Source organism: Streptomyces sp. NPDC018026, assembly GCF_044327745.1.
Lineage (GTDB): Bacteria > Actinomycetota > Actinomycetes > Streptomycetales > Streptomycetaceae > Streptomyces > Streptomyces rubrogriseus.
In genome coordinates, this window is sequence record NZ_JBIRFY010000002.1 from 403,294 (window position 1) to 423,626 (window position 20,333).

The window sequence follows — 20,333 nt, forward strand, 5'->3', positions numbered from 1 at the left end:
GCGGCCGCCCGGACGGTTCGCTAACTTGGCACCGTGGACAAGAAGAACGCCCTGCGCGCCGGCGCCCTGGCAGCCGGTACGACGCTGATGATGCTGCTCATGTCGTCCCCCGCGCTCGCGCTGACGCGCGACGACGGCGACGACCCCGGCACCGGCCTGAGCGTCGTCGAGACGCTGGGTCTCTACGTCCTGGCCCCGATCGCCCTGTTCGCGATCATCGCGGGCCTGATCATGGTCCTGGACCGGTCCCACCCGGACCACCGGGTCTCGGCTCCCGGTGCCAAGAACAAGGCCAAGGCCAAGGTCGCCGCGAAGGCCTGACCCGACGCCCGGCCGCCCGCCCCAGTCTCACCGAGGGCGCCGCCCCCACCGCACGTACGCGCGCCAGCCGTACGCGGACGGGGACGGCGCCCTTCGGCGTTTCCGCGGCGCTCAGGGGCTCGGCGCCGTCAGGTAGCGCTGGAGCGTGGGCGCCAGCCAGGCCACGACCTCGTCGCGGTGGAGCGCCGCGGTCGGCGGGAAGCGCAGTACGTACCGGGTGAGCGCCAGCCCGAGTACCTGTGTCGCGACGAGCGCGGCCCGTGCGGGGGCCTGTTCGGGGTCCGGGCACACGCGCTGTGCGACCGGCAGGAACTGGTCGCGGAAGATGCCCCGCATGCGCTCCGCCCCCGCCTGGTTGGTGACCCCGACCCGGAGCAGCGCGGTGAGCACCTCGTCCTCCTCCCACCTGGCGAGGAAGTGGGACACCAGGGCCCGCCCGACGTCCTCGCGCGGCAGTCCGGTCAGATCGGGCAGCGCGAGGTCGACCGTCATGGCCGCCGCGAACAGGCCCTCCTTGTTGCCGTAGTAGCGCATCACCATCGACGGGTCGATGCTCGCGTCCCGGGCGATGGCGCGGATGGTGGCCCGTTCGTAGCCGTCGGCGGCGAAGCGTTCGCGTGCCGCGTCGAGGATTGCCGCGCGGGTGCTCTCGGAGCGACTGGAAGGCATGCCCACAAGCGTAGGCCAACACCTGTAGGCCAACAAGTGTTGACTTCGGTCCGGGACAGTCCTACGGTGACAACAAGCGTTGGCAAACCGTTGTTGGCAAACAAGCGTTGGCATCGCAAGGAGGCCCAGATGAACGGCACCCGGCACGCGAACCCCAGCCCCAGCCCCCGCCCCAACCCCAGCCCCCGCCCCCGCCCCGGTCCCGTGATCGTCGTCGGCTCGGGCCCCACCGGCCTGCTGCTGGCCGGTGACCTCGCCGCCGCAGGCATCCCCGTCACCCTCGTGGAGAAGCGCCCGCGCCGGATCAGCAACCTCTCCCGCGCCTTCGTCCTGCACGCCCGCACCCTCGAACACTTCGACGCCCGCGGCCTGTCCGACGAGGTGGAGGCCGTCGGCCGCCCGCTGGACCGCCTTCGCCTCTTCGGCCGCCTCACCGTCGACCTCGCCGACCTGCCCTCCCGCTTCCGCCACCTCCTGGTCCTCCCGCAGTACGAGGTCGAGAAGGTGCTGGAGCGGCGGGCGGTGGCGGCCGGGGTGGAGTTCCGCCACGAGACCGAGACGGTCGGCGTGCGCCAGGAACCGGCGAAGAGCGGCGCGGAGGACGCCGTGACCGTCGAGGTCCGCGGTCCCGGCGGGGAGACGGAAACACTGCGGGCGGCCTACGTCGTCGGCGCCGACGGCATGCACAGCACCGTGCGCGAGGCGGTCGGCCTGCCCTTCCCCGGGCGATCGGCCATCCGTTCCGTCGTCCTCGCCGACGTGCGCCTCGCCGAGCAGCCGGAGACGCTGCTGAGCGTCAACGCCGTCGGGGACGCCTTCGCGTTCCTCGCGCCGTTCGGCGACGGGTACCACCGCGTGATCGGCTGGCACCGCGGCCGGAACGTCCCCGACAGCGAGCCCCTCCACCTCGACGAGGTCAAGGAGATCACCCGCCTCGCCCTCGGCCGGGACTTCGGGATGCACGACGCCCGCTGGCTGTCCCGCTTCCACAGCGACGAACGGCAGGCGCCCGCCTACCGGGTGGGCCGCGTCTTCCTGGCCGGCGACGCCGCGCACGTGCACACCCCGGCGGGCGGCCAGGGCATGAACACCGGCCTCCAGGACGCGGCGAACCTGAGCTGGAAGCTGGCGGCCGTCCTGCACGGGCACGCCGGGCCCGAGCTGCTGGACACCTACCAGTCCGAACGGCACCCCGTGGGCAGGTCGGTGCTGCGCAGCAGTGGCGGCATCGTCCGGCTCGCCATGGCCAAGCGCCCCTGGACGCTGGCGTTGCGGGCGGCCCTCACCGCCGTCCTCGACCACGTGGGCCCGCTCCGCCGCCGGGCGACCGGCCACATCACCGGCGTCGGGTTCCGCTACCCCGCGCCCCGCGGGTCCCACCGGCTCACCGGCACCCGGGTGCCCGACGTGGCCCTCGCGGGCGGCGGCCGGCTGTACGAGGCGCTGCGCGGCGGCCGGTTCGTCCTCGTCACCCCGGACGCGGAGGAGTACGGCGCCGCCCTTGGCCGCGAGGACCGGCTGACGGTGGCGCACTGGGCGAGCGGACGCCGTACGACCGTGCTGGTGCGGCCCGACGGTCACGTCGCCTGGGCGGCGGACGACGCGGACGCGGCCCGGACGCGGGCGGCGCTCGCCGCGCACGTGGGCTGAGGCGGGCCGCCGCGGCGCGTCTCGCCTGCGCCCTCGCCTGCGCCCCTCGCCCGCGCCTTTCGCCTACCTCTCGGTGCCGGCGAGGAGGTCCCGCAGCAGGTCGGCCAGCTGGCCGGCCCGTTCCGCGTCGAGGGCGGCCAGCGCCTCGGTCTGGGCGTCCAGACCCGCGCCGACCGCCTCGTCGATCAGTTCGAGGCCCCGTTCGGTGAGGGTGACCTGGAGTCCCCGGCGGTCGTGCGGGTCGGGGGAGCGGCGCAGCAGGCCCGCCCGCTCCAGCTTGTCCAGCCGGCCGGTCATGCCGCCGGTGGTCAGCATCAGCGTGGCCGACAGCTGCCGCGGCGAGAGCGTGTACGGCTCCCCGGAGCGGCGCAGGGTGGCCAGGGCGTCGAACTCCCCGCGCGAGATGCCGAAGCGCGCGTACGCCTTCTCCATCCGGTCGCCCATCGCGCGCGCCAGCCGGAAGACCCGGCCGAAGACCTCCATGGCGGCCGTGTCCAGGTCGGGCCGGACCGCCGCCCACTGGTCGATGATCACGTCGACGGGGTCCTTGCGCGGTCCGGGCTGCGGGGGGCGTTCAGTCATGCGACGAGTATCGGGGCCGGTCCGCTCGGCCGCAAGAAAGTGGCTTGACGGAAACTAGCTTAGAAGTAAGCTAGTGGCTACTGAGCTTTCCGATCGCCGAGCCTGCCTCGATCCCCGCGAAGGATGCCCTCATGCCCGCCACCCGCCCCGCCCTCGTCGCGCTCACCGCCCTCGCTCCCGTCTCCTGGGGTACGACCTACGCGGTGACCAGCGAGTTCCTGCCGCCGGACCGGCCCCTGTTCACCGGGCTGATGCGCGCCCTGCCGGCCGGGCTGCTGCTGCTCGCCCTCGCCCGGGTGCTGCCGCGCGGCGCCTGGTGGGGGAAGGCGGCGGTGCTGGGCGTGCTCAACATCGGGGCCTTCTTCCCGCTGCTGTTCCTCGCCGCCTACCGGATGCCCGGCGGAATGGCCGCCGTCGTCGGCTCGGTCGGTCCGCTCCTCGTCGTCGGTCTCTCGGCCCTTGTGCTCGGGCAGCGGCCCACCACCCGGTCCGTGCTCACCGGCGTCGTCGCCGCGTCCGGCGTCAGCCTGGTGGTGCTGGAGGCGGCCGGGGGACTGGACGCGCTCGGCGTACTGGCGGCCCTCGCCGCCACCGCGTCCATGTCCACCGGCACCGTGCTCGCGGGGCGCTGGGGCCGCCCCGACGGCGTCGGCCCGCTCGCCCTCACCGGCTGGCAGCTGACCGCGGGCGGCCTGCTCCTGGCACCGCTCGCCCTGCTGGTCGAGGGTGGCCCGCCCGCCCTGGACGGCCCGGCGGTCGGCGGCTACCTCTACCTGGCGCTGGCCAACACGGCGCTGGCGTACTGGCTCTGGTTCCGGGGCATCGGCCGGCTCTCCGCCACCCAGGTCACCTTCCTCGGCCCGCTCTCACCGCTGACCGCCGCCGTGATCGGCTGGGCGGCGCTCGGCGAGGGGCTCGGCCCGGTGCAACTGGCGGGGATGGCGCTGGCGTTCGGGGCGACCCTCGCGGGGCAGAGGGTGCCGCGTGCGAGCACGGTCGAGGTGGTGCGCGGTCCCGGCCTCAGGGCGGTCTCCGCACCCCGCCGCCCGGCCGGGCCCCCGGCCGCACCCGCCGACCGGTAGCAACGGGGAAGGGGACGCCCGGCGCGACACGTGCGCCGGGCGCCCCCTCGTACGTACCGACCGCCTACTCGGCCGCCGCCGCGTCCGCCGCCTGGGCCTTCAGCGCACGCTCGACGCCGGAGCGGGACTCCGAGACCAGGCGCCGCAGGGCCGCGTTCGGCTCGGCGGAGGCCAGCCACGCGTCCGTGCGGTCCAGGGTCTCCCGCGACACCTGCACCGCCGGGTACAGGCCGACCGCGATCTGCTGGGCCATCTCGTGCGAACGGGACGCCCAGACGTCCTTCAGCGCCTCGAAGTACCGCTCCGTGTACGCCGCAAGCAGCTCGCGCTGGTCGGTCTGGACGAAGCCGGCGATGACCGCCTCCTGAACGGCGTTCGGCAGCTTGTCGGAGTCGACGACCGACTCCCAGGCCTCCGCCTTGGCCGCCTCGGTCGGGCGGGCCGCCCGCGCGGTGGCCGCGTGGCGCTCACCGGCGGCGGTCTTGTCCCGCTCGTACTCGCTCTGGATCTCCGAACCGCCGAACCGGCCCACGGCCGCGAGCCGCTGCACGAACGCCCAGCGCAGCTCGGTGTCGACGGCCAGGCCCTCGACCGTCTGCGTGCCGTCCAGCAGCGCGTCCAGCAGGTCCAGCTGCTCCGGCGTCCGCGCCGTCGCCGCGAACGCCCGCGCCCACGCCAGCTGGTGGTCGCTGCCCGCCTCGGCGGCCCGCAGGTGGGCCAGCGTGGCCTCGGTCCAGCGGGTGAGCAGCGCCTCCCGGGCGGTCGGGGCGGCGTACTGGTCGACGGCCAGCTTCACCTGGCGGTGCAGCGACTGCACGACACCGATGTCGGACTCCTTGCCGATGCCGGACAGCACCAGCGACAGGTAGTCCCGGGTCGCCAGCTCCGCGTCCCGGGTCATGTCCCACGCCGACGCCCAGCACAGGGCGCGGGGGAGGGACTCCGTGAAGTCGCCCAGGTGCTCGGTGACCACGGCGAGCGACTGCTCGTCCAGGCGGACCTTGGCGTACGACAGGTCGTCGTCGTTCAGGAGCAGCACCGCCGGGCGGGGCTTGCCCACGAGCTGCGGCACGGCCGTCAGCTCGCCGTCCACGTCCAGCTCGACGCGCTCGCCGCGCACCAGCTTGCCGTCGCCGTCGAGGTCGTAGGCGCCGATCGCGATGCGGTGCGGGCGCAGGGTGGGCTCGCCCTTGGCACCGGCGGGCAGCGCCGGGGCCTCCTGGCGGACGGCGAAGGAGGTGATGACACCCTCGGCGTCGGTCTCGATCTCCGGGCGCAGCACGTTGATGCCGGCCGTCTCCAGCCACGCCTTCGACCAGGCCTTCAGGTCGCGCCCCGAGGTCTCCTCCAGCGCGCCCAGCAGGTCGGACAGGCGGGTGTTGCCGAACGCGTGCCGCTTGAAGTACGCCTGCACGCCCCGGAAGAACGCGTCCTCACCGACGTAGGCGACGAGCTGCTTGAGGACGCTGGCGCCCTTGGCGTACGTGATGCCGTCGAAGTTGACGAGCACGTCGTCCAGGTCGCTGATGTCCGCCATGATCGGGTGCGTGGACGGCAGCTGGTCCTGCCGGTACGCCCAGGTCTTCATCTGGTTGGCGAACGTGGTCCACGAGTGCGGCCACTTCGAGCCCGGCGCGTCGGCCTGGCAGGCGGCCTCGGCGTAGGTGGCGAACGACTCGTTCAGCCACAGGTCGTTCCACCACTCCATGGTGACCAGGTCGCCGAACCACATGTGCGCCAGCTCGTGCAGGATCGTCGCCGCCCGCACCTCGTACGCGGCGTCCGTCACCTTGGAGCGGAACACGTACTGGTCGCGGATGGTCACCGCGCCCGCGTTCTCCATCGCGCCCGCGTTGAACTCCGGCACGAAGAGCTGGTCGTACTTCTTGAACGGGTACCGGTAGTCGAACTTCTCCTGGAACCAGTCGAAGCCCTGCCGGGTGACCTCGAAGATCGCGTCCGCGTCCAGGTGCTCGGCCAGCGAGGGGCGGCAGTAGATGCCGAGCGGGACGGACTGGCCGTCCTTCTCGTACACGCTGTGCACCGAGTGGTACGGGCCGACGATCAGCGCCGTGATGTACGACGAGATGCGCGGCGTCGGCTCGAACTCCCAGACGTTGTCCTTCGGCTCGGGCGTCGGCGAGTTGGAGATGACCGTCCAGCCCTCGGGGGCCTTCACGGTGAACTGGAACGTCGCCTTCAGGTCCGGCTGCTCGAAGCTCGCGAAGACTCGGCGCGCGTCCGGCACCTCGAACTGCGTGTACAGGTACGCCTGGTCGTCCACCGGGTCGACGAACCGGTGCAGGCCCTCGCCGGTGTTGGTGTACGCGCAGTCGGCGGCCACGCGCAGGATGTTGCGCCCCGGCAGCAGGCCCGGCAGCGCGATCCGGGAGTCCTGGAACACCTCGGCGGCGTCGAGGGCGTCGCCGTTCAGCGTCACCTCGTGGACCGCCGGCGCGACCAGGTCGATGAAGGAATCGCCGCCGCCCTCCGCGACGTCGAAGCGCACCGTGGTCACGGACCGGTAGGTCCCGCCCTCCTGCGCGCCGGTGAGGTCGAGATCGATCTCGTACGAGTCAACGGTCAGCAGCGTCGCCCGCTGCCGCGCCTCTTCGCGAGTCAGGTTTGTGCCAGGCACGCGGTCATCTCCTCGTTATGTGTGGGTTGCGCCATCCTTCCACGGTGTGCGGCGTCCCACGATGCCCGGCCCGGATGCCGTGCCGCGAACCCCCGGCCGCCCGGGCTCAGGCCGCCGCCAGGGGGGCCGTGGCCGCCGCGGCCGGTGCTCCCGAGAGCAGGGCGTAGGCGTACGCGGCCGCCACCAGCGTCGTGTGGCGGTGCCAGCCCGGAAAGGACCGGCCCTCGAAGTCGAGGAGGCCGTAGTGCTCGCCGAGGGTGCCGATCGTCGCGCGGGCGCCGGCGGACGCGTCGGCGAGGCTCAGCAGCTCGCTCATCCTGCGCTGGGCCAGATTGGTCAGCCAGATCCGGCCCAGCCTGCGGTGGGTGGCGTCCCACTCGGCGAAGACCCGGCCCGGGGAGGAGACCCGGCTGCCGTCGGGCCGCAGGGCGGGTATCTCGGCCGGGCTCGAGACGACGTGCAGGCGCCGGGGGTGCCCGTCCGGCCCGGCCGTCAGGGCCACGTCCGGATGGCGGATGCCGCCCTGGAGCAGCAGCTGGCGGGCGGAGACCGGGGCGGCGGGTTCGTGCAGGGCCCGGGGGGCATGGCGCCCGACGGCCAGCGGCAGATGGCCGTCGACGCCGAGCAGGAAGCCGTGTCCGTGCCCGGACAGTCGCTCGACCAGCGGGCGGATGTCCATCAGGGCGGTCAGGTCGGCGACGACCGGGGCGGGGACGGCACCGGGCCGTGCGGCCAGCGTCTCGACGAGTTCCAGCGCCTGGGCCCACAGCGGTTGCGGGCGGGTCGCCTCCGGGACGCGTGCCCGGCTGCGGACGGCCCGGTCGCCCGCCCAGCGCTCGGGCAGGTGCAGGCGCCAGTCGACGGGGACGTGTACGTCGGCGGCGGAGAGGAGGACCGCCAGGCCGAGCTGGCAGTTGAGGGTGCGGCCCTGCTCGCGCACGAAGCGGCGGTGCACGCCGACCGAGTGGTCGCCCCGCTTGGGCAGCACGGCCGGTGCGAGGGTCCAGGCGCGGGTGCTCAGCCGTCCCGCCGCCCAGCGCAGCAACTCGCCGCGAGGAATCTCCCAGTCCCAGGGGCTCGCGCTGACGAACTGCTGGAGCGACTGGTGTGCCGTCGGAGAGGCGGCCACCGCCTCCGCCATGCGCCGCACCGACTTCTTGCCCGGGGTGTCCAGCAGCCCCTGGAGGTACAGGTGCCCCCAGCGCTGCTGGTCGGCCCGGGGCAGGTGCCCGAACAGCCGCCGGCTGAACTCGGTGAGCGCCGTGGCTCCGTCCAGCCATCCTCGTGCCGTCGGGTTCCGCCGTGCTTCTTGAATCGTGGACACCCCGTCCCCCTCCTTGCGGTGTGGTCCCGTCCAGGCTTGCAAGAAGCATAAAGAACGTTTGCTTTGTTTCGGGCCCAGTCTCGACTACTTTGGCGAGTCCGGCCCTCCTTCAGGGCGTCACCAGGGGAATGTCAGAAGGGGGACGTCCGTCGTCGGCTGGCGACGACGGCACCGGAAGGCGGAACATTCCATGCAGCAGAGGGCTGCGCTGACGCAGCGAGCACTGATCCACGCGGCGGCGGAGGACTTCGACCGGCACGGCTACGAAGGAGCCTCGCTCTCCCGCATCAGCAAGGGCGCGAACAGTTCGATGGGGGCGTTGACCTTTCACTTCCCCACGAAACGGGCACTGGCCGACGCGGTGCGGGCCGCGGGGCGCGAGATCGTCGAACCGGTGGTGTGGGGGGCGCTGAGCGACACCGGCACCCCGCTGAGGGTTCTCGCGGACCTGACGGCCGGCCTGGTCCGGCTGCTGAACGACGACGTGGTGGTCCGGGCGGCGGCCCGGCTGGAGCGCGACGGTCCGGACGGAACGGCCGACAGCGCGCAGGCCCGGATCTGGTCGCTCGCGCTGCGAACCCTGCTGGAACGGGCCGGAACGGCGGGCGAGCTGCGGCCCGGTGTGCGGCCCGAGACCGCGGCGTCCCTGATCGCCAGGCTGGTCGAGGGCAGTTGGGAGCGGGCCGGGCGGATACTCGGCGAGCCGCGCACCGGGACGGCCTCGGCGGCGGACTTCTGGGACCTGGTCCTGCACGGGGTGAGCGTCGCCCGCCGCTGACGGCACGGCGGGCGGCGCCCCCGCCCGTCAGCCGCGGGCGGACGGCACCGGCGGCGCGGTGGTCCGGGACCGCTTCCCGGTCTGCCGCGCGGCCCGGGCAGCCAGCTCCCCCTGGACCTCGGCCAGGGACCGGTGCTTCGTCTCCGGGACCGTGCGCAGCACGAAGACGGCCGCACCAGCCGACACCGCGGCGAAGAACCAGAACACCGGCCCCACGCCGACCAGATCCGCCGTCGGCAGGAACATCTGCCCGACGACGAAGTTGGCGGCCCAGTTGACCAGCGCGCACATCGCCCCGCCCCGGGCCCGGACCTCGGGCGGAAACAGCTCGGCGGCCAGGATCCAGAAGACCGGGCCGAGCCCGATGGCGAAGGAGGCCACGTAGACGACCATGAGAACCAGGGCCGTCACGTTGGCCACCGGGCCCGTCGGCAGCCCCAGCACCACCCCCAGGGCGACCAGCGAGACGGCCATGCCCGCCAGCGAGACCAGCAGCAGCGGGCGCCGGCCGGCCCGGTCCACGAGCGGAACGGCGGCCACGGTCGCCACCACGTTCACGGCGCCGATCACCACCGAGTACGTGATCGAGTTGGCCGCGGGCAGCCCCGCCCGGGCCATGATGCTGGGAGCGTAGTAGATGATGCTGTTGATGCCGCCGAACTGCTGCGCGGCGGCCAGGACCGTGCCGATCAGCAGGGCCGGCCGCACGACGGGCGACAGCAGCGCGGCGCGCGACGTCCGGGCGGCGGCGGCGCCCGTGCGCGCGGCCCGGGTGCGCAGCCACTCGGGGCTCTCCGGGATCGCCAGGGTTCCCACCAGCATGACGACGGAGGGGATCAGTCCGACCGCGAACATGGCCCGCCAGTCGGCGCTGCCCGAGTAGGCGAGGTTGATGAGGTAGGACACCAGGATCCCCACCGTCAGCAGGATCTGGTTGGCCGTCACCAGCCGGCCGCGCAGCCGCGGCGGAGCGATCTCCGCGAGGTACAGCGGTACGACCGTGGAGGCGCCGCCCACCGCGAGGCCGAGCACCGCGCGTGCCGCGACCAGCGTCGTGAAGCCCGTGGCCAGCACGGCGGCGAGCAGCCCCAGGGTGAAGGTCAGCGCGATGGCCACGAGTACCTTCTTGCGGCCGAACCGGTCCGCGGGCCGCCCGCTGCCCAGGGCCCCGAGGGCCGCCCCGAGCAGCAGTGCGGAGATGATGGCGCCCTCCTGGAAGGAGTTGAGCCCGAAGTCGGTCCTGATGAACAGCAGCGCCCCGGACACCACCCCGGTGTCGAAGCCGAACAGCAGCCCGCCGAGAGCGACGACCGCCGTGCACAGTCCGAGGCGGGCGGGCGGAAGCGCGGCCACCGGTGCCGCCGGACCGTCCTGCGGGGGAGCGTCGAGCATGGTCGTCCTCTTCCGGTCGCGAGCGGTCAGGCCCGGGTGATGAGCAGGTCGGGATCGTGCAGGAGGGCCGCCGTCTCCGCGAGCACCCGGGAGCCGAGGTCGCCGTCGACCAGGCGGTGGTCGAAGGAGAGGGCCAGCGTGGTGGTCTGCCGTGGCACGACCCGGCCGCGGTGGACCCAGGGGCGGGGCGCCACGGTGCCGAGCGCGAGGATGGCCGACTCACCGGGGTTGAGGATCGGCGTGCCCGTGTCGACGCCGAACACGCCGATGTTGGTGAGGGTCACGGTGCCGCCGCGCAGTGCGGCGGGCGGGGTCCGCCCCTCCCGGGCCGCGCGGACCAGTTCGTCGAGGGCGGCGGCGAGTTCGGGCAGGGTGCGGCGACCCGCGTCGTCGATCACCGGCACCAGCAGCCCGCGCGGGGTGGCGGCGGCGATGCCCAGGTTCACCCGTGGCTTGCGGACGATCTCCTGCCGTTCCTCGTCCCAGGAGGCGTTGATCTCCGGGTTGCGCCGCACCGCGAGGGCGAAGGCGCGGGCGGCCAGGAGCATCGGTCCCACCCGCAGGCCGGCCATGTCGGGGTGCCGCTGGAGGCGGCGGACCAGCTTCATGCTGCGGGTGACGTCGACGGTGACGAACTCGGTGACGTGCGGCGCGGTGAAGGCGCTGGCCACCATGGCACGTGCGGTCGCCCGCCGCACACCGGTGACCGGGACCCGGGTCTCGTCGGCATCGGACACCGGCGGGCCGGACACCGGCGGGCCGGACACCGGCGGGCCGGACACCGGCGGGCCGGACACCGGCGGGCCGGACACCGCTCCCGTGCGCGGTTCGGCCGCGGCGGCCTGGACGTCGGCGCGGGTGACGTCCCCGCGGGGTCCGGTCGGCCGGACCGCCGCCAGATCCACCCCCAGCTCCTTGGCCAGCCTGCGCACCGGCGGCTTCGCCAGCGGCAGCGCGGCGGGTGGTGCCGGGGCGGCGGCGGGGGATCGGCGGGCGCGCCGGGCCGGGGCGGCGGCGGGGGTGGCGCCGTAGCCGACCAGGACCGGCGTACGGCCCTCGGCGGCGTCGGCGCTCTCGGCGCTCTCGGCGCTCTCGGCGATTCCGGCGGCTTCCGCGCCTCCGGTGCCGACCGGTGCCGGCCGCTCCGGGTCCGCGGGGTCCGCGTGGTCCGCCCCGGCCCGTGGCCGGGTGTCCACGGTGATGATGGGGGCGCCGACGTCGACCGTCGCGCCCTCCGGGAAGCACAGTTCCCGCACCACGCCCGCGAACGGCACCGGCAGTTCCACGGCGGCCTTGGCGGTCTCGATCTCGCAGACGATCTGCCCGTCGCCGACGGTGTCCCCCGGCCCGACGAGCCAGCGGACGATCTCGGCGTCCCTGAGACCCTCGCCCACGTCGGGCATCAGGAACTCCCGGTCGTACTCAAGGGTGTCCGTCATGGTCAGCAGAGCTCCTCAGTGGGCCAGTGCGCGGTCGACCGCGTCGAGTACGCGGTCGATCCCGGGGAGGTACTCGTCCTCCAGCCGGGACGGCGGATAGGGACTGTGACAGGCGCCGACGCGGAGCACCGGCGCCGACAGGTGGTAGAAGCAGCGCTCGGTCACGTGGGCGGCGATCTCCGCGCCGGCGCCGAAGAAGACCGGCGCCTCGTGCGCGACCACCAGCCGGCCGGTACGGCGCACCGAGCGCTCCAGGGTGTCGAAGTCGATCGGCGAGACGGACCGCAGGTCGACGACCTCCAGGCCGTGCCCCTCCTCGGCGGCCACCTCGGCGGCGTCGAGACAGACGCGCACCATGGGCCCGTAGGCGGCGAGCGTGAGGTCGCTCCCCGGCCGGACCACGCGCGCGGTGGACGCCGGCGGCTGCCGTTCACCGGCGACGGGGTCCGGGTCCACCTCGCCCTTGTCGTAGTAACGGCGCTTGGGCTCGAAGAAGATCACCGGGTCGTCGCTCGCGACCGCCTCCCGCAGCATCCAGTAGGCGTCCGAGGGCGTCGCCGGGGACATCACGCGCAGCCCCGCGACATGCGCGAACAGGGCCTCGGGAGACTCCGAGTGGTGCTCCACGGCACCGATGCCGCCGCCGTACGGGATGCGTACGACGACCGGGAGACGTACCAGGCCGCGCGATCGGGCGTGCATCTTGGCCAGCTGCGTGACGATCTGGTCGTAGCCCGGGAAGACGAAGCCGTCGAACTGGATCTCCACGATCGGCCGGTAGCCGCGCAGTGCCAGTCCGATCGCCGTGCCGACGATGCCGGACTCGGCGAGCGGCGTGTCCAGCACGCGGTCCTCGCCGAAGTCCTTCTGCAGCCCGTCGGTCACCCGGAACACGCCGCCGAGCCTGCCGACGTCCTCGCCCATGACGAGTGTCTTGGGGTCCGAGGCCAGCACCTGGCGCAGGGCCGTGTTGAGGGCCGCCACGAGGGTCATTCGGGTCGCCGTCACGAGGTCACCCCTTCTCGGCGAAGGTCGCCTGGTAGGCCGCGAACGCGGCACGTTCCCGGTCCACCCCGGAGTGCGCCTCGGCGTAGACGTGGTCGAACAGTTCGCCGGGCGCGGGGGAGCCCATGGCGCGCACGCCGTCCCGGACGCGACCGGCCAGCTCCTCGCCCGCCCTCGCGGTCGCGGCGAAGAACGCGTCGTCGGCGGCGGCCTCGTTGCGCAGCAGCCGTTCGAGCCGCAGCAGCGGGTCCTTGGCCCGCCAGCTCTCCACCTCCGCGGCGTTCCGGTACCGGGACGGGTCGTCCGAGGTGGTGTGCGCCCCCATGCGGTAGGTGAACGCCTCGACGAGGAACGGCCCGCGGCCCGAGCGGGCGTGGTCCAGTGCCGCCCGGGTCACCTCCCGCACCGCGAGGACGTCGTTGCCGTCCACCCGGACCCCGGGGAAACCGAAGCCCTGGGCCCGCTGGTGCAGGGGCACCCGCGTCTGGCGCTCGTTCGGCTCGGAGATGGCCCACTGGTTGTTCTGGCAGAAGAACACGATCGGCGCGTCGTACACGGCGGCGAAGTTGAACGCCTCCGCCACGTCGCCCTGACTGGTGGCACCGTCGCCGAAGTACACCATGACCGCCGCGTCGGCGCCGTCCCTGGCCATCCCGCACGCGTAGCCGGTCGCGTGCAGCGTCTGCGAACCGATGACCAGCGTGTAGAGGTGGAAGCCGTGCGCGTCCGGGTCCCAGGACCCGTGGTCCACCCCGCGGAACAGCCGCATCAGGGCCAGCGGGTCGACCCCGCGGCCCAGCGCGACGGCGTGTTCCCGGTAACTGGGGAACACGTGGTCGCCGTCGCGCAGTGCCCGCACCGATCCGGTCTGGGCCGCCTCCTGGCCGAGCAGCGAGGGCCACAGGGCCAGCTCGCCCTGCCTCTGGAGGGTGACTCCCTCGGCGTCCACCCGCCGGGCGACCGCCATGTCCCGGTACAGGGCGCGCAGTTCGTCCGGGCCCGCCTGCGACGCGTAGTCGGGGTGCGCCACCCGGGTGCCGTCGGGCGCGAGCAGCCGTATGCCGTCGCCGCTCACCGGGTGCCGCCGAGGCCCAGTCCGGCCATGGCGCCCGCCACGGCCTTCACCAGCGAGGAGGCCCGCTTGTCGTCGGGCCCGAGCGCGATCAGCCGGTTCATCACGTAGCTGACCCCGGCCGCCGCCCGCGGCCACGCCTGGTTGGCGGAACCGCCGGCGCCGTCGTGGCCGAACGAGTCGCCGTCGACGGTCGGCCGCGGACTGGTCCGCAGCCGGTAGCCGCCGCCCCCGTAGACCATGGGTACGTCGATGAGCTGATCGGTCTTGCTGACCCGCGGCGCGCGGGCCTCGTCGAGCAGCGGGCGCGACAACAGCACCGGTGCCTCGTCCGCCGGACGCGCGGCGTCGGCGGCGAGGATGCCGTAGAGCTTGGCGAAGCCGCGGGCGGAGCCGTAGACGTTGGCGGCGGGAATGAGGGCGAAGCGTCGGTCCGAACGGTTCCAGATGTCCTCGTCCTCGGGAAACGGGACGGGGTTCTGCCAGATGCGCTGGGTGAGCGGGTCCTCGCTGGTGAAGTACCCGGCGAACTGGGCGCGGAAGCCTGTGCCGTACTCGGTGCGGGCGACCCGGTCCAGCCACTGGGGGGCGAGCCCGAAGGACACGTCGATCCCGAGCGGCTCCGCCACCTCCTCGGCGAAGAAGCGGTCCAGCGCACGCCCGTCGACGCGGCGGATCACCTCCGCGATGATCCACCCGGTCGCCCAGGGGCCGTACAGGATGCCCTCCGCGCGCGGATCGGCCTCCGGTTCCTGGTCGGCGAGGAGTTTGGCCATCGCCCGGGGGTCGCAGAGGTCGTCCTGGGTCAGCCGGGCGGCGACGGCGGGCATGCGGGCGGTGAAGGTCAGCACCTGGCGCACGGTGATCGCACCCTTGCCGCGGGACGCGAACTCCGGCCAGTAGCGGGCGACCGGCGCGTCCAGCTCGACCTCGCCGCGGTCGACGAGCAGCAGCAGGGCGGTCGCCAGCACGCCCTTGCTGCCGGAGAAGATCAGTTGGACGGTGTCGCCGTCCCAGGCACGGCCGGTGACGGGATCCGCCGGGCCGCCCCACAGGTCCACGACCCGGTTCCCGCCCACTGCCACGGCGAGCGCGGCACCCTGTTCGTCCCGCTCGGCGAAGTTGCGCGCGAACTCCTCGCGCACGGCCTCGAATCCGGGCGCGACGTGGCCGTGGACGACGACTTCCTGTGCTGTGGTCATGGAGGGAGCACTCCGATCGGTGAGACGAGACGAGACGAGATGGGACGAGACGAGACGAGACGAGATGAAGTGATGTGCGGTGAGCCGGACGGCCCGGGCGGGCCGGAACGTGGAGTGACGCGTCCAGCGGTGTTCAGGCGGGCACCATGGACGGCAGCCGGGTCGGCAGGGTCAGCCGCAGCGCGTCGCCCGAGTCGGAGCAGGCGGCGCCCCGGTAGTCCGTGATCCGCGGGCGGCCCCGGGCGGCCCGGCCGCCGTGCGGACCGACCACCACGGTCCAGCCGCCGGCGGCGCGGCCCGCCCGCAGGCCCAGCTCGGCGTCCTCGAAGACGACCGTCGCCCGCGGGTCGACCCCCAGCCGGCCGGCGGCGGCCAGGTACCCCTCCGGGTCGGGCTTGCCGCGCCGCACGTCCTCGGCGGCGACGACCACGTCCGGCAGCGGCAGTCCGGCAGCGGCCATGCGCCGTTCGGCCAGCTCCCGTCCGGCGGAGGTGACGAGCGCCCAGCGCCCGCGGGGCAGCGCGGCCAGCAGCTCGGCCGCGCCCGGGAGGGCGACGGTGCCGCTGGTGTCGGCGATGTCCTGGGCGACGAGCCAGGCCGTCTCCGCGGCCGTGTCCGTGCCCGGCGGCGCGTGCGCGGCCACCGTCTCGGCGGTCCGCTGCCCGTGGGCGCCGGCCAGCACCGCCGCCGGGTCGAGTCCGTGCCGCGCGGCGAACCGCCGCCAGGTGCGCTGCACCGCCGCCGTCGAGTCGACGAGGGTGCCGTCCATGTCGAACAGCAGCGCCTGCGCCGTCACCGTGATGCCCATGTCCCCGCCGTTTCCTTCGCTTCTGCCGAGTGGTCCGCCACCGTGGTCCGCGGCCCCCGGCGCAGCCCCGCGGCGAGCGCCCGGAGCCGGTCGAGGTCGGCGCGCAGACGGGTGGCGTCGCCCGCGCGGTGATCGTTCTCCAGCACCAGGGCACGTACCGGCGGGCCGTGGGCGGCCATCGCCGCGAGCGTGCCGCCGACCCTGCCGTCGCCCTCCCCGAGCAGGGGCGTGGCGTCCGCACCGGCCGGCCCGTCCTTGGCGTGCACCTGGTCGGCCAGGTGGGCTCCGGCCGTGGTGACCAGGGCCACCGGGTCCAGGCCCGCGGCACGCGCGTTGTAGGTGTCCAGCAGCAGCCGGAACGCGGGCGAGCCGACCTCGCCGACCAGCCGCAGGCTCGCTCGTGGTGTCAGGGTGTTCTCGCTGGCCAGGACGAGGCCGCGGGCCGCCGCCCGGTCGGCCGCGGCACGCAGGACGAGGGCGGTGCGGCGCAGCGCGGTCTCCGTGTCGATCGCGCTGCGCCGGAAGCTGGGCACGAAGACCAGCGGCGCGCCGAGCCCGGCGGCGGCGTCCAGGAGCCGCCGCAGCACGTCCTGCACCCGGGCGGCGGCGAGGGTCCCCTCCGGGGCGGTGAGACCGATGTCGTTGAGCACGTTGCCGGTGACCGCCAACGGGACGACCCCCGCCGCGCGGGCGGTACGGGCGAGCCGGGCGAGCCGCCCCGGCGCGTCCAGCAAGGGGCCGCGGCCGGGTCCTCCCAGGTCGAACTGGATGCCCGGGACCCGGTACCGGAAGGCGAGGTCCACCGCCGCCTCTCCCCGTACGGGCAGCCGCCAGTCCGCCAGCGCGGTCAACGGGTGGCCGGACTCCGGCCGTCCGCCGCCCGTCACGACGGTTCTCCCAGCCGTACGGCCAGCTTGACGAGCCGGCGGCCGGAGACGATCCGGTCGCCGGACTCGGCGAGCCGTGCCAGCACCGGCACCGCGCCCGCCAGGTCGACGACATGCGTCACCAGGTCGCGGTACCGCTCGGGCGACCGGCACAGCTCGGCGGCGGCTTCGAGCAGGTGCTCGCCCGCCACCCCGCGATGCCCCAGAACCCGCACCTTGTGTCCGTTCACGGTGCCCAGTCGCCCCACCCGCGGCGGCAGCGGCCGGCCCGCGCGGTTCGCGGCCCGCAGGCCCGCGAGGTCCACGCCCGGCAGCCGGGTGCTGGTGGCCGGCGGCGCCAGCCCGCTCACCAGGTCGACGACGGCGTCCTTGCCGTCCACCGCGTCGAGCGCCAGGTCCAGACAGGGCAGGGTCGCCGCTGCCGGGGTGGCGACCAGCACGCCGAGCGGCTCGTCGCCGAGAACGTCCGCGAGCCGTCCGGCGGACAGGTCGGCGAAGCGCAGTCGCACGTCGGCGGCGTGCCGGGCCCGCTCGCTCCAGGCCAGGCCCTCGCCGGTGTGGTGGACGTGGACGGTGCGCACGTCGGGCCCGTACCAGCGCCGCGCGGTGCGCACGGCGAGGTGCCCGACCGTGCCGTCGCCGAAGACCAGCAGGGTCCGCGGGCGGTGTTCGGCCAGCGCGAGGGCGGCGTACCGCACCACGGCGAGCGGTTCGATCAGCGCGCCGAGGACGCCGGGAGGGACCTCGGGCAGGGGCAGGACCAGGCCGTCGCGCACCGCCGTTGCGGGGATCAGGGCGCGCTCCTGGAGGAGACCGTCCGTGGTGTTGTGGCCCAGCAGGAAGGACGGGTCGGTGGGGTGGGTGGGATTGACCACGACCTGGGCTCCGGGCACCAGGCGCGGATCATCGACGCCGGGACCGGCGGCCACGATCCGCGCCACGCCCTCGTGCCCCAGCACGGGCGCGCCGTCGTTCCGCAGCCCCCGCAGCATCTGCAGATCGGTGCCGCACACGCCCGCCACGCCCGGGGCGACGAGCAGCTCGCCCGGTCCGGGGCGGGGGGTGGGGCGCGGGGAGAGGTGCATACCGGTGGCGTCACGGACGACGGCATAGTGCCGGCGTGCGCCGTCGGCCGGACCGGGGGCGGTGTGCGGACGGACACGGACCGGGGGGCCGTACGCGGCCCCGTCGGGCGGGGGACCGCCGGCGGGTGGGCCGCCGAGGGCCGCGATGCCCGCGCCGACCAGCCCGTTGGCCTCGCCGGGCGCGCACACGGTGATGCGGCCGGTCAGCCAGCCGGGTGCCAGTTCACCGGTGAGGTACAGGTCCTGGCGGGCGAAGTGCCGGCGCAGGGAGTCCTCGTAGTGCCTGCCCAGGCCGGTGGCCACGCCTCCGGTGATCGCCAGTTCGTCCAGTTCCGGGTCGAGGCACAGCGCGGTGCGCAGTACGTCGGCGACCGGCGCCGTCGCGGCGTCCAGCAGCTCGGCCGCCAGGGCGTCACCGGCGTCGAGCGCGCCGCTCAGCGCCTGGTCGAAAGCCTCGGCCCCGGCCAGCCGCCGGCCCAGCTCCGACGCCTGCCAGCGGTCGCCCGCGCGCTCGCGCAGTACGTCCGCCATCCGGCGCAGCGCCGGGCCGGAGGCGTACGCCGACACATGGCCCACGACCCCGCAGTCGCACGTCAGTTCGACAGGTGATCCGCAGAGTTCCGTGCCCGAGGGCAGGTGACCCGCCTCGCCCTGGAGCCCGCAGGCGTCCGTGGCGATCGTGCCGGTGCGCAGGTCGACGGTGCGGCAGGCGATTCCGGAACTGACCGTCATCAGCAGGACCTTGCGCAGGTGCCGTCGGCGCGGCGCGGACGCGAGGTGCAGCAGCGCCGCGGTCACGTCGTTGACCACGTGCCAGCGCACGTCCGGCCGCCGTTCGCGCAACGCCCCCGGCAGGTCCAGCGGGGTCGTCTCGGCCCCGAAGAGCGGCGCCGAGCCGTAGACCGTGCCGGTGCGCTGGTCGAGGGCCGCGCCGAAGGAGACGCCGGCCGCCGCCGTACCAGGAGGCACCGCCTCGCAGATGACGGTCAGCAGCCGGGCCTTCAGCCTCTCCACAGGCGTCCCGGGATGGTTGAGCAGGCTGGGCGAGGGCGAGTCGGTCACTTCGCCCAGCCCGTCCCGGGGCGACCAGAGCGCGTGACGCACATGGGTCCCGCCCACGTCCAGTACGGCGATGGTGCCCTCGGCGGTCACCGTCCCGGTCCGTCCGCCCGCTCGGTGAACGCGTGCACGTACTCCAGCGCGCGGGCCAGCTCGGCCGGCGTGACGTCGTTGACGAACACGCAGGACCCGATGCCGTCGGTGAGCGGCAGCCGCTGGCGGCCGTCGCGGTGCTTGACGGCGTCGGCCAGCCCCACCTGGAGCAGTTCGGGCGTGAACACGGGGTGCGTCAGGGGAAGTCCGGCGGCGGAGATCAGCGCGAGCGCCCGGTGGGCCTCGTCCTCGGCGAGGTACTGGCGCCCCACCGCGAGGGCCACACACACCGCCATGTCGACGGCCACGGCCTCGCCGTGCAGCAGCGGCGGATCGGCGCGCAGTTCCAGCGACGGGCTGAAGGTGTGGCCGTAGTCCACCGACCGCTCCAGCACGCTCTCCCACAGGTTCGGCTCCAGCTCGTCGAGCATGCCCGCGATGGCCCGGGAGACCACCTCGCTCATGTCCGATCCGCAGTCCGCCAGCGTGTCGTTGGAGATGTGCGCGACGGTCTCCTCCAGCAGCCGGAACAGGTCCGCGTCCTTGATCAGCGCCATCTTGATGATCTCGGCGAGTCCGTTGGAGATGTGCCGGGCCGGCACGGTGCGCAGGAACTCCGGGTCGATCAAGGTCGCCTCGGGCGCGAAGTAGGTGCCCAGCCGGTTCTTGTGCGTGCCGTGGTTCACGCCGGTCTTCACGCCGACGCCCGCGTCGACCTGGCCGACAAGGGTGGTGGGGACCCGGACGTAGGGGGCACCGCGGCGGTAGAGGCTGGCCGCCATGCCGACGACGTCCATCAGCACACCGCCGCCCACCACGACCAGGCGCTCGGTACGGCGCAGGATGCCCATGTCGGTCATGGCCCGGGTGACCTCGACGACCTGCTCCAGGGCCTTGGTCTCCTCGTCACCGGGCATCACCAGCCAGCGGGCGTCGGCCTGCCAGGCGGCGAAGTACGCGCGCAGCGCGGTGCCGTACAGCTCGTCGACGCTCCGGTCGACCACGACCAGGGTGCGCACGCCGTCGCGGCCGTCGGCTCCCACGGCCTTCGCCAGGGTCGGGTTGGCCGGGGCGAGCAGTCCCCGGGTGAGGGACACTTCGTACCCGACGGGCTGCTGGGCCTGTACGTACCAGGTCAGCCCCGGGGCGCGGGGTATGTCGAAGGCGGACGTCAGGCGCGACGGCCTGGCCGTCGTGATCTCGCTCATTGCTGGTCTCCCACTGAGGGTCGGCGACGATGAGGCGGT

16 protein-coding genes and 1 pseudogene are annotated in these 20,333 nt (G+C 74.2%); 4 read left to right on the top strand and 13 right to left on the bottom strand.

All coding sequences use genetic code 11. From position 1 onward, the window contains the following. Positions 1-33 precede the first annotated feature (33 nt). Positions 34-321 carry a hypothetical protein gene (locus ACH4D3_RS07475; protein WP_398317570.1) on the top strand — a complete coding sequence of 96 codons (288 nt, stop codon included), beginning with the start codon at positions 34-36 and terminating at the stop codon, positions 319-321. Positions 322-432: 111 nt separating this feature from the next. Here ACH4D3_RS07475 and ACH4D3_RS07480 read toward each other — a convergent pair whose 3' ends face one another. Beyond that, positions 433-990, bottom strand: coding sequence for a TetR family transcriptional regulator (locus ACH4D3_RS07480; RefSeq protein ID WP_398317573.1), 558 nt, complete (start codon positions 988-990; stop codon positions 433-435). A 129-nt stretch (positions 991-1,119) separates the two neighbouring features. Between ACH4D3_RS07480 and ACH4D3_RS07485 the strand changes: the two genes are divergently transcribed. Further along, positions 1,120-2,640, top strand: a complete 1,521-nt coding sequence (locus ACH4D3_RS07485) for an FAD-dependent monooxygenase (RefSeq protein WP_398317576.1) — start codon at positions 1,120-1,122, stop codon at positions 2,638-2,640. Positions 2,641-2,703: 63 nt separating this feature from the next. Here the strand turns inward: ACH4D3_RS07485 and ACH4D3_RS07490 are convergent, their stop codons facing one another. Then, entirely contained in the window at positions 2,704-3,222 is a 519-nt protein-coding gene (locus tag ACH4D3_RS07490; protein ID WP_398317579.1) for a MarR family winged helix-turn-helix transcriptional regulator, read from the bottom strand. Between the two features lie 131 nt (positions 3,223-3,353). On the opposite strand from ACH4D3_RS07490, the gene ACH4D3_RS07495 reads away from it, so the two are divergent. Next, a complete protein-coding gene (locus ACH4D3_RS07495) occupies positions 3,354-4,304 on the top strand; it encodes an EamA family transporter (protein WP_398317582.1) in 951 nt (316 codons plus the stop codon). Between the two features lie 64 nt (positions 4,305-4,368). Here the strand turns inward: ACH4D3_RS07495 and pepN are convergent, their stop codons facing one another. Further along, the gene (gene pepN / locus ACH4D3_RS07500; protein ID WP_398317585.1) at positions 4,369-6,942 is read right to left on the bottom strand and encodes an aminopeptidase N; all 2,574 of its coding nucleotides are present in this window, start codon (positions 6,940-6,942) and stop codon (positions 4,369-4,371) included. Between the two features lie 106 nt (positions 6,943-7,048). Then, positions 7,049-8,266 carry an IS701 family transposase gene (locus ACH4D3_RS07505; RefSeq protein WP_398317588.1) on the bottom strand — a complete coding sequence of 406 codons (1,218 nt, stop codon included), beginning with the start codon at positions 8,264-8,266 and terminating at the stop codon, positions 7,049-7,051. A gap of 190 nt (positions 8,267-8,456) precedes the next feature. Here ACH4D3_RS07505 and ACH4D3_RS07510 point away from each other — a divergent pair, with 190 nt between their 5' ends. Further along, complete coding sequence (locus ACH4D3_RS07510; RefSeq protein ID WP_398317591.1) at positions 8,457-9,044, top strand: TetR family transcriptional regulator; 588 nt, start codon at positions 8,457-8,459, stop codon at positions 9,042-9,044. 27 nt (positions 9,045-9,071) lie between these two features. On the opposite strand, the gene ACH4D3_RS07515 is transcribed toward ACH4D3_RS07510, so the two are convergent. The 9 genes and pseudogenes from ACH4D3_RS07515 to ACH4D3_RS07555 all read right to left on the bottom strand — a co-directional run bounded on the left by ACH4D3_RS07515 (position 9,072) and on the right by ACH4D3_RS07555 (position 20,294). Then, positions 9,072-10,436 carry an MFS transporter gene (locus ACH4D3_RS07515; protein ID WP_398317594.1) on the bottom strand — a complete coding sequence of 455 codons (1,365 nt, stop codon included), beginning with the start codon at positions 10,434-10,436 and terminating at the stop codon, positions 9,072-9,074. 26 nt (positions 10,437-10,462) lie between these two features. Continuing rightward, positions 10,463-11,875: a dihydrolipoamide acetyltransferase family protein gene (locus ACH4D3_RS07520; RefSeq protein WP_398317597.1), complete on the bottom strand. Its 1,413-nt coding sequence runs from the start codon at positions 11,873-11,875 to the stop codon at positions 10,463-10,465. A gap of 15 nt (positions 11,876-11,890) precedes the next feature. Beyond that, positions 11,891-12,868 (bottom strand): alpha-ketoacid dehydrogenase subunit beta, encoded by a 978-nt coding sequence (locus ACH4D3_RS07525; protein ID WP_398318917.1) that lies wholly within the window; start codon positions 12,866-12,868, stop codon positions 11,891-11,893. A 19-nt stretch (positions 12,869-12,887) separates the two neighbouring features. After that, positions 12,888-14,090, bottom strand: coding sequence for a pyruvate dehydrogenase (acetyl-transferring) E1 component subunit alpha (gene pdhA, locus ACH4D3_RS07530; RefSeq protein ID WP_398317600.1), 1,203 nt, complete (start codon positions 14,088-14,090; stop codon positions 12,888-12,890). Beyond that, positions 14,075-15,154, bottom strand: a pseudogene (locus tag ACH4D3_RS07535) (serine hydrolase domain-containing protein); the annotation flags it as partial. The gene pdhA and the pseudogene ACH4D3_RS07535, both read right to left, overlap by 16 nt. Before the next feature lie 133 nt (positions 15,155-15,287). Then, complete coding sequence (locus tag ACH4D3_RS07540) at positions 15,288-15,962, bottom strand: HAD-IA family hydrolase (protein ID WP_398317603.1); 675 nt, start codon at positions 15,960-15,962, stop codon at positions 15,288-15,290. Beyond that, positions 15,947-16,849: a sugar phosphate isomerase/epimerase family protein gene (locus tag ACH4D3_RS07545; RefSeq protein WP_398317606.1), complete on the bottom strand. Its 903-nt coding sequence runs from the start codon at positions 16,847-16,849 to the stop codon at positions 15,947-15,949. The genes ACH4D3_RS07540 and ACH4D3_RS07545 overlap by 16 nt, the downstream gene beginning before the upstream one ends. Next, on the bottom strand, positions 16,846-19,086 hold the full coding sequence (locus ACH4D3_RS07550) for an ROK family protein (protein WP_398317609.1): 2,241 nt from the start codon (positions 19,084-19,086) through the stop codon (positions 16,846-16,848). Before ACH4D3_RS07550 ends, ACH4D3_RS07545 begins: the two co-directional genes overlap by 4 nt. Next, positions 19,083-20,294: a sedoheptulose 7-phosphate cyclase gene (locus ACH4D3_RS07555; RefSeq protein WP_398317612.1), complete on the bottom strand. Its 1,212-nt coding sequence runs from the start codon at positions 20,292-20,294 to the stop codon at positions 19,083-19,085. Before ACH4D3_RS07555 ends, ACH4D3_RS07550 begins: the two co-directional genes overlap by 4 nt. Positions 20,295-20,333: the final 39 nt, after the last annotated feature.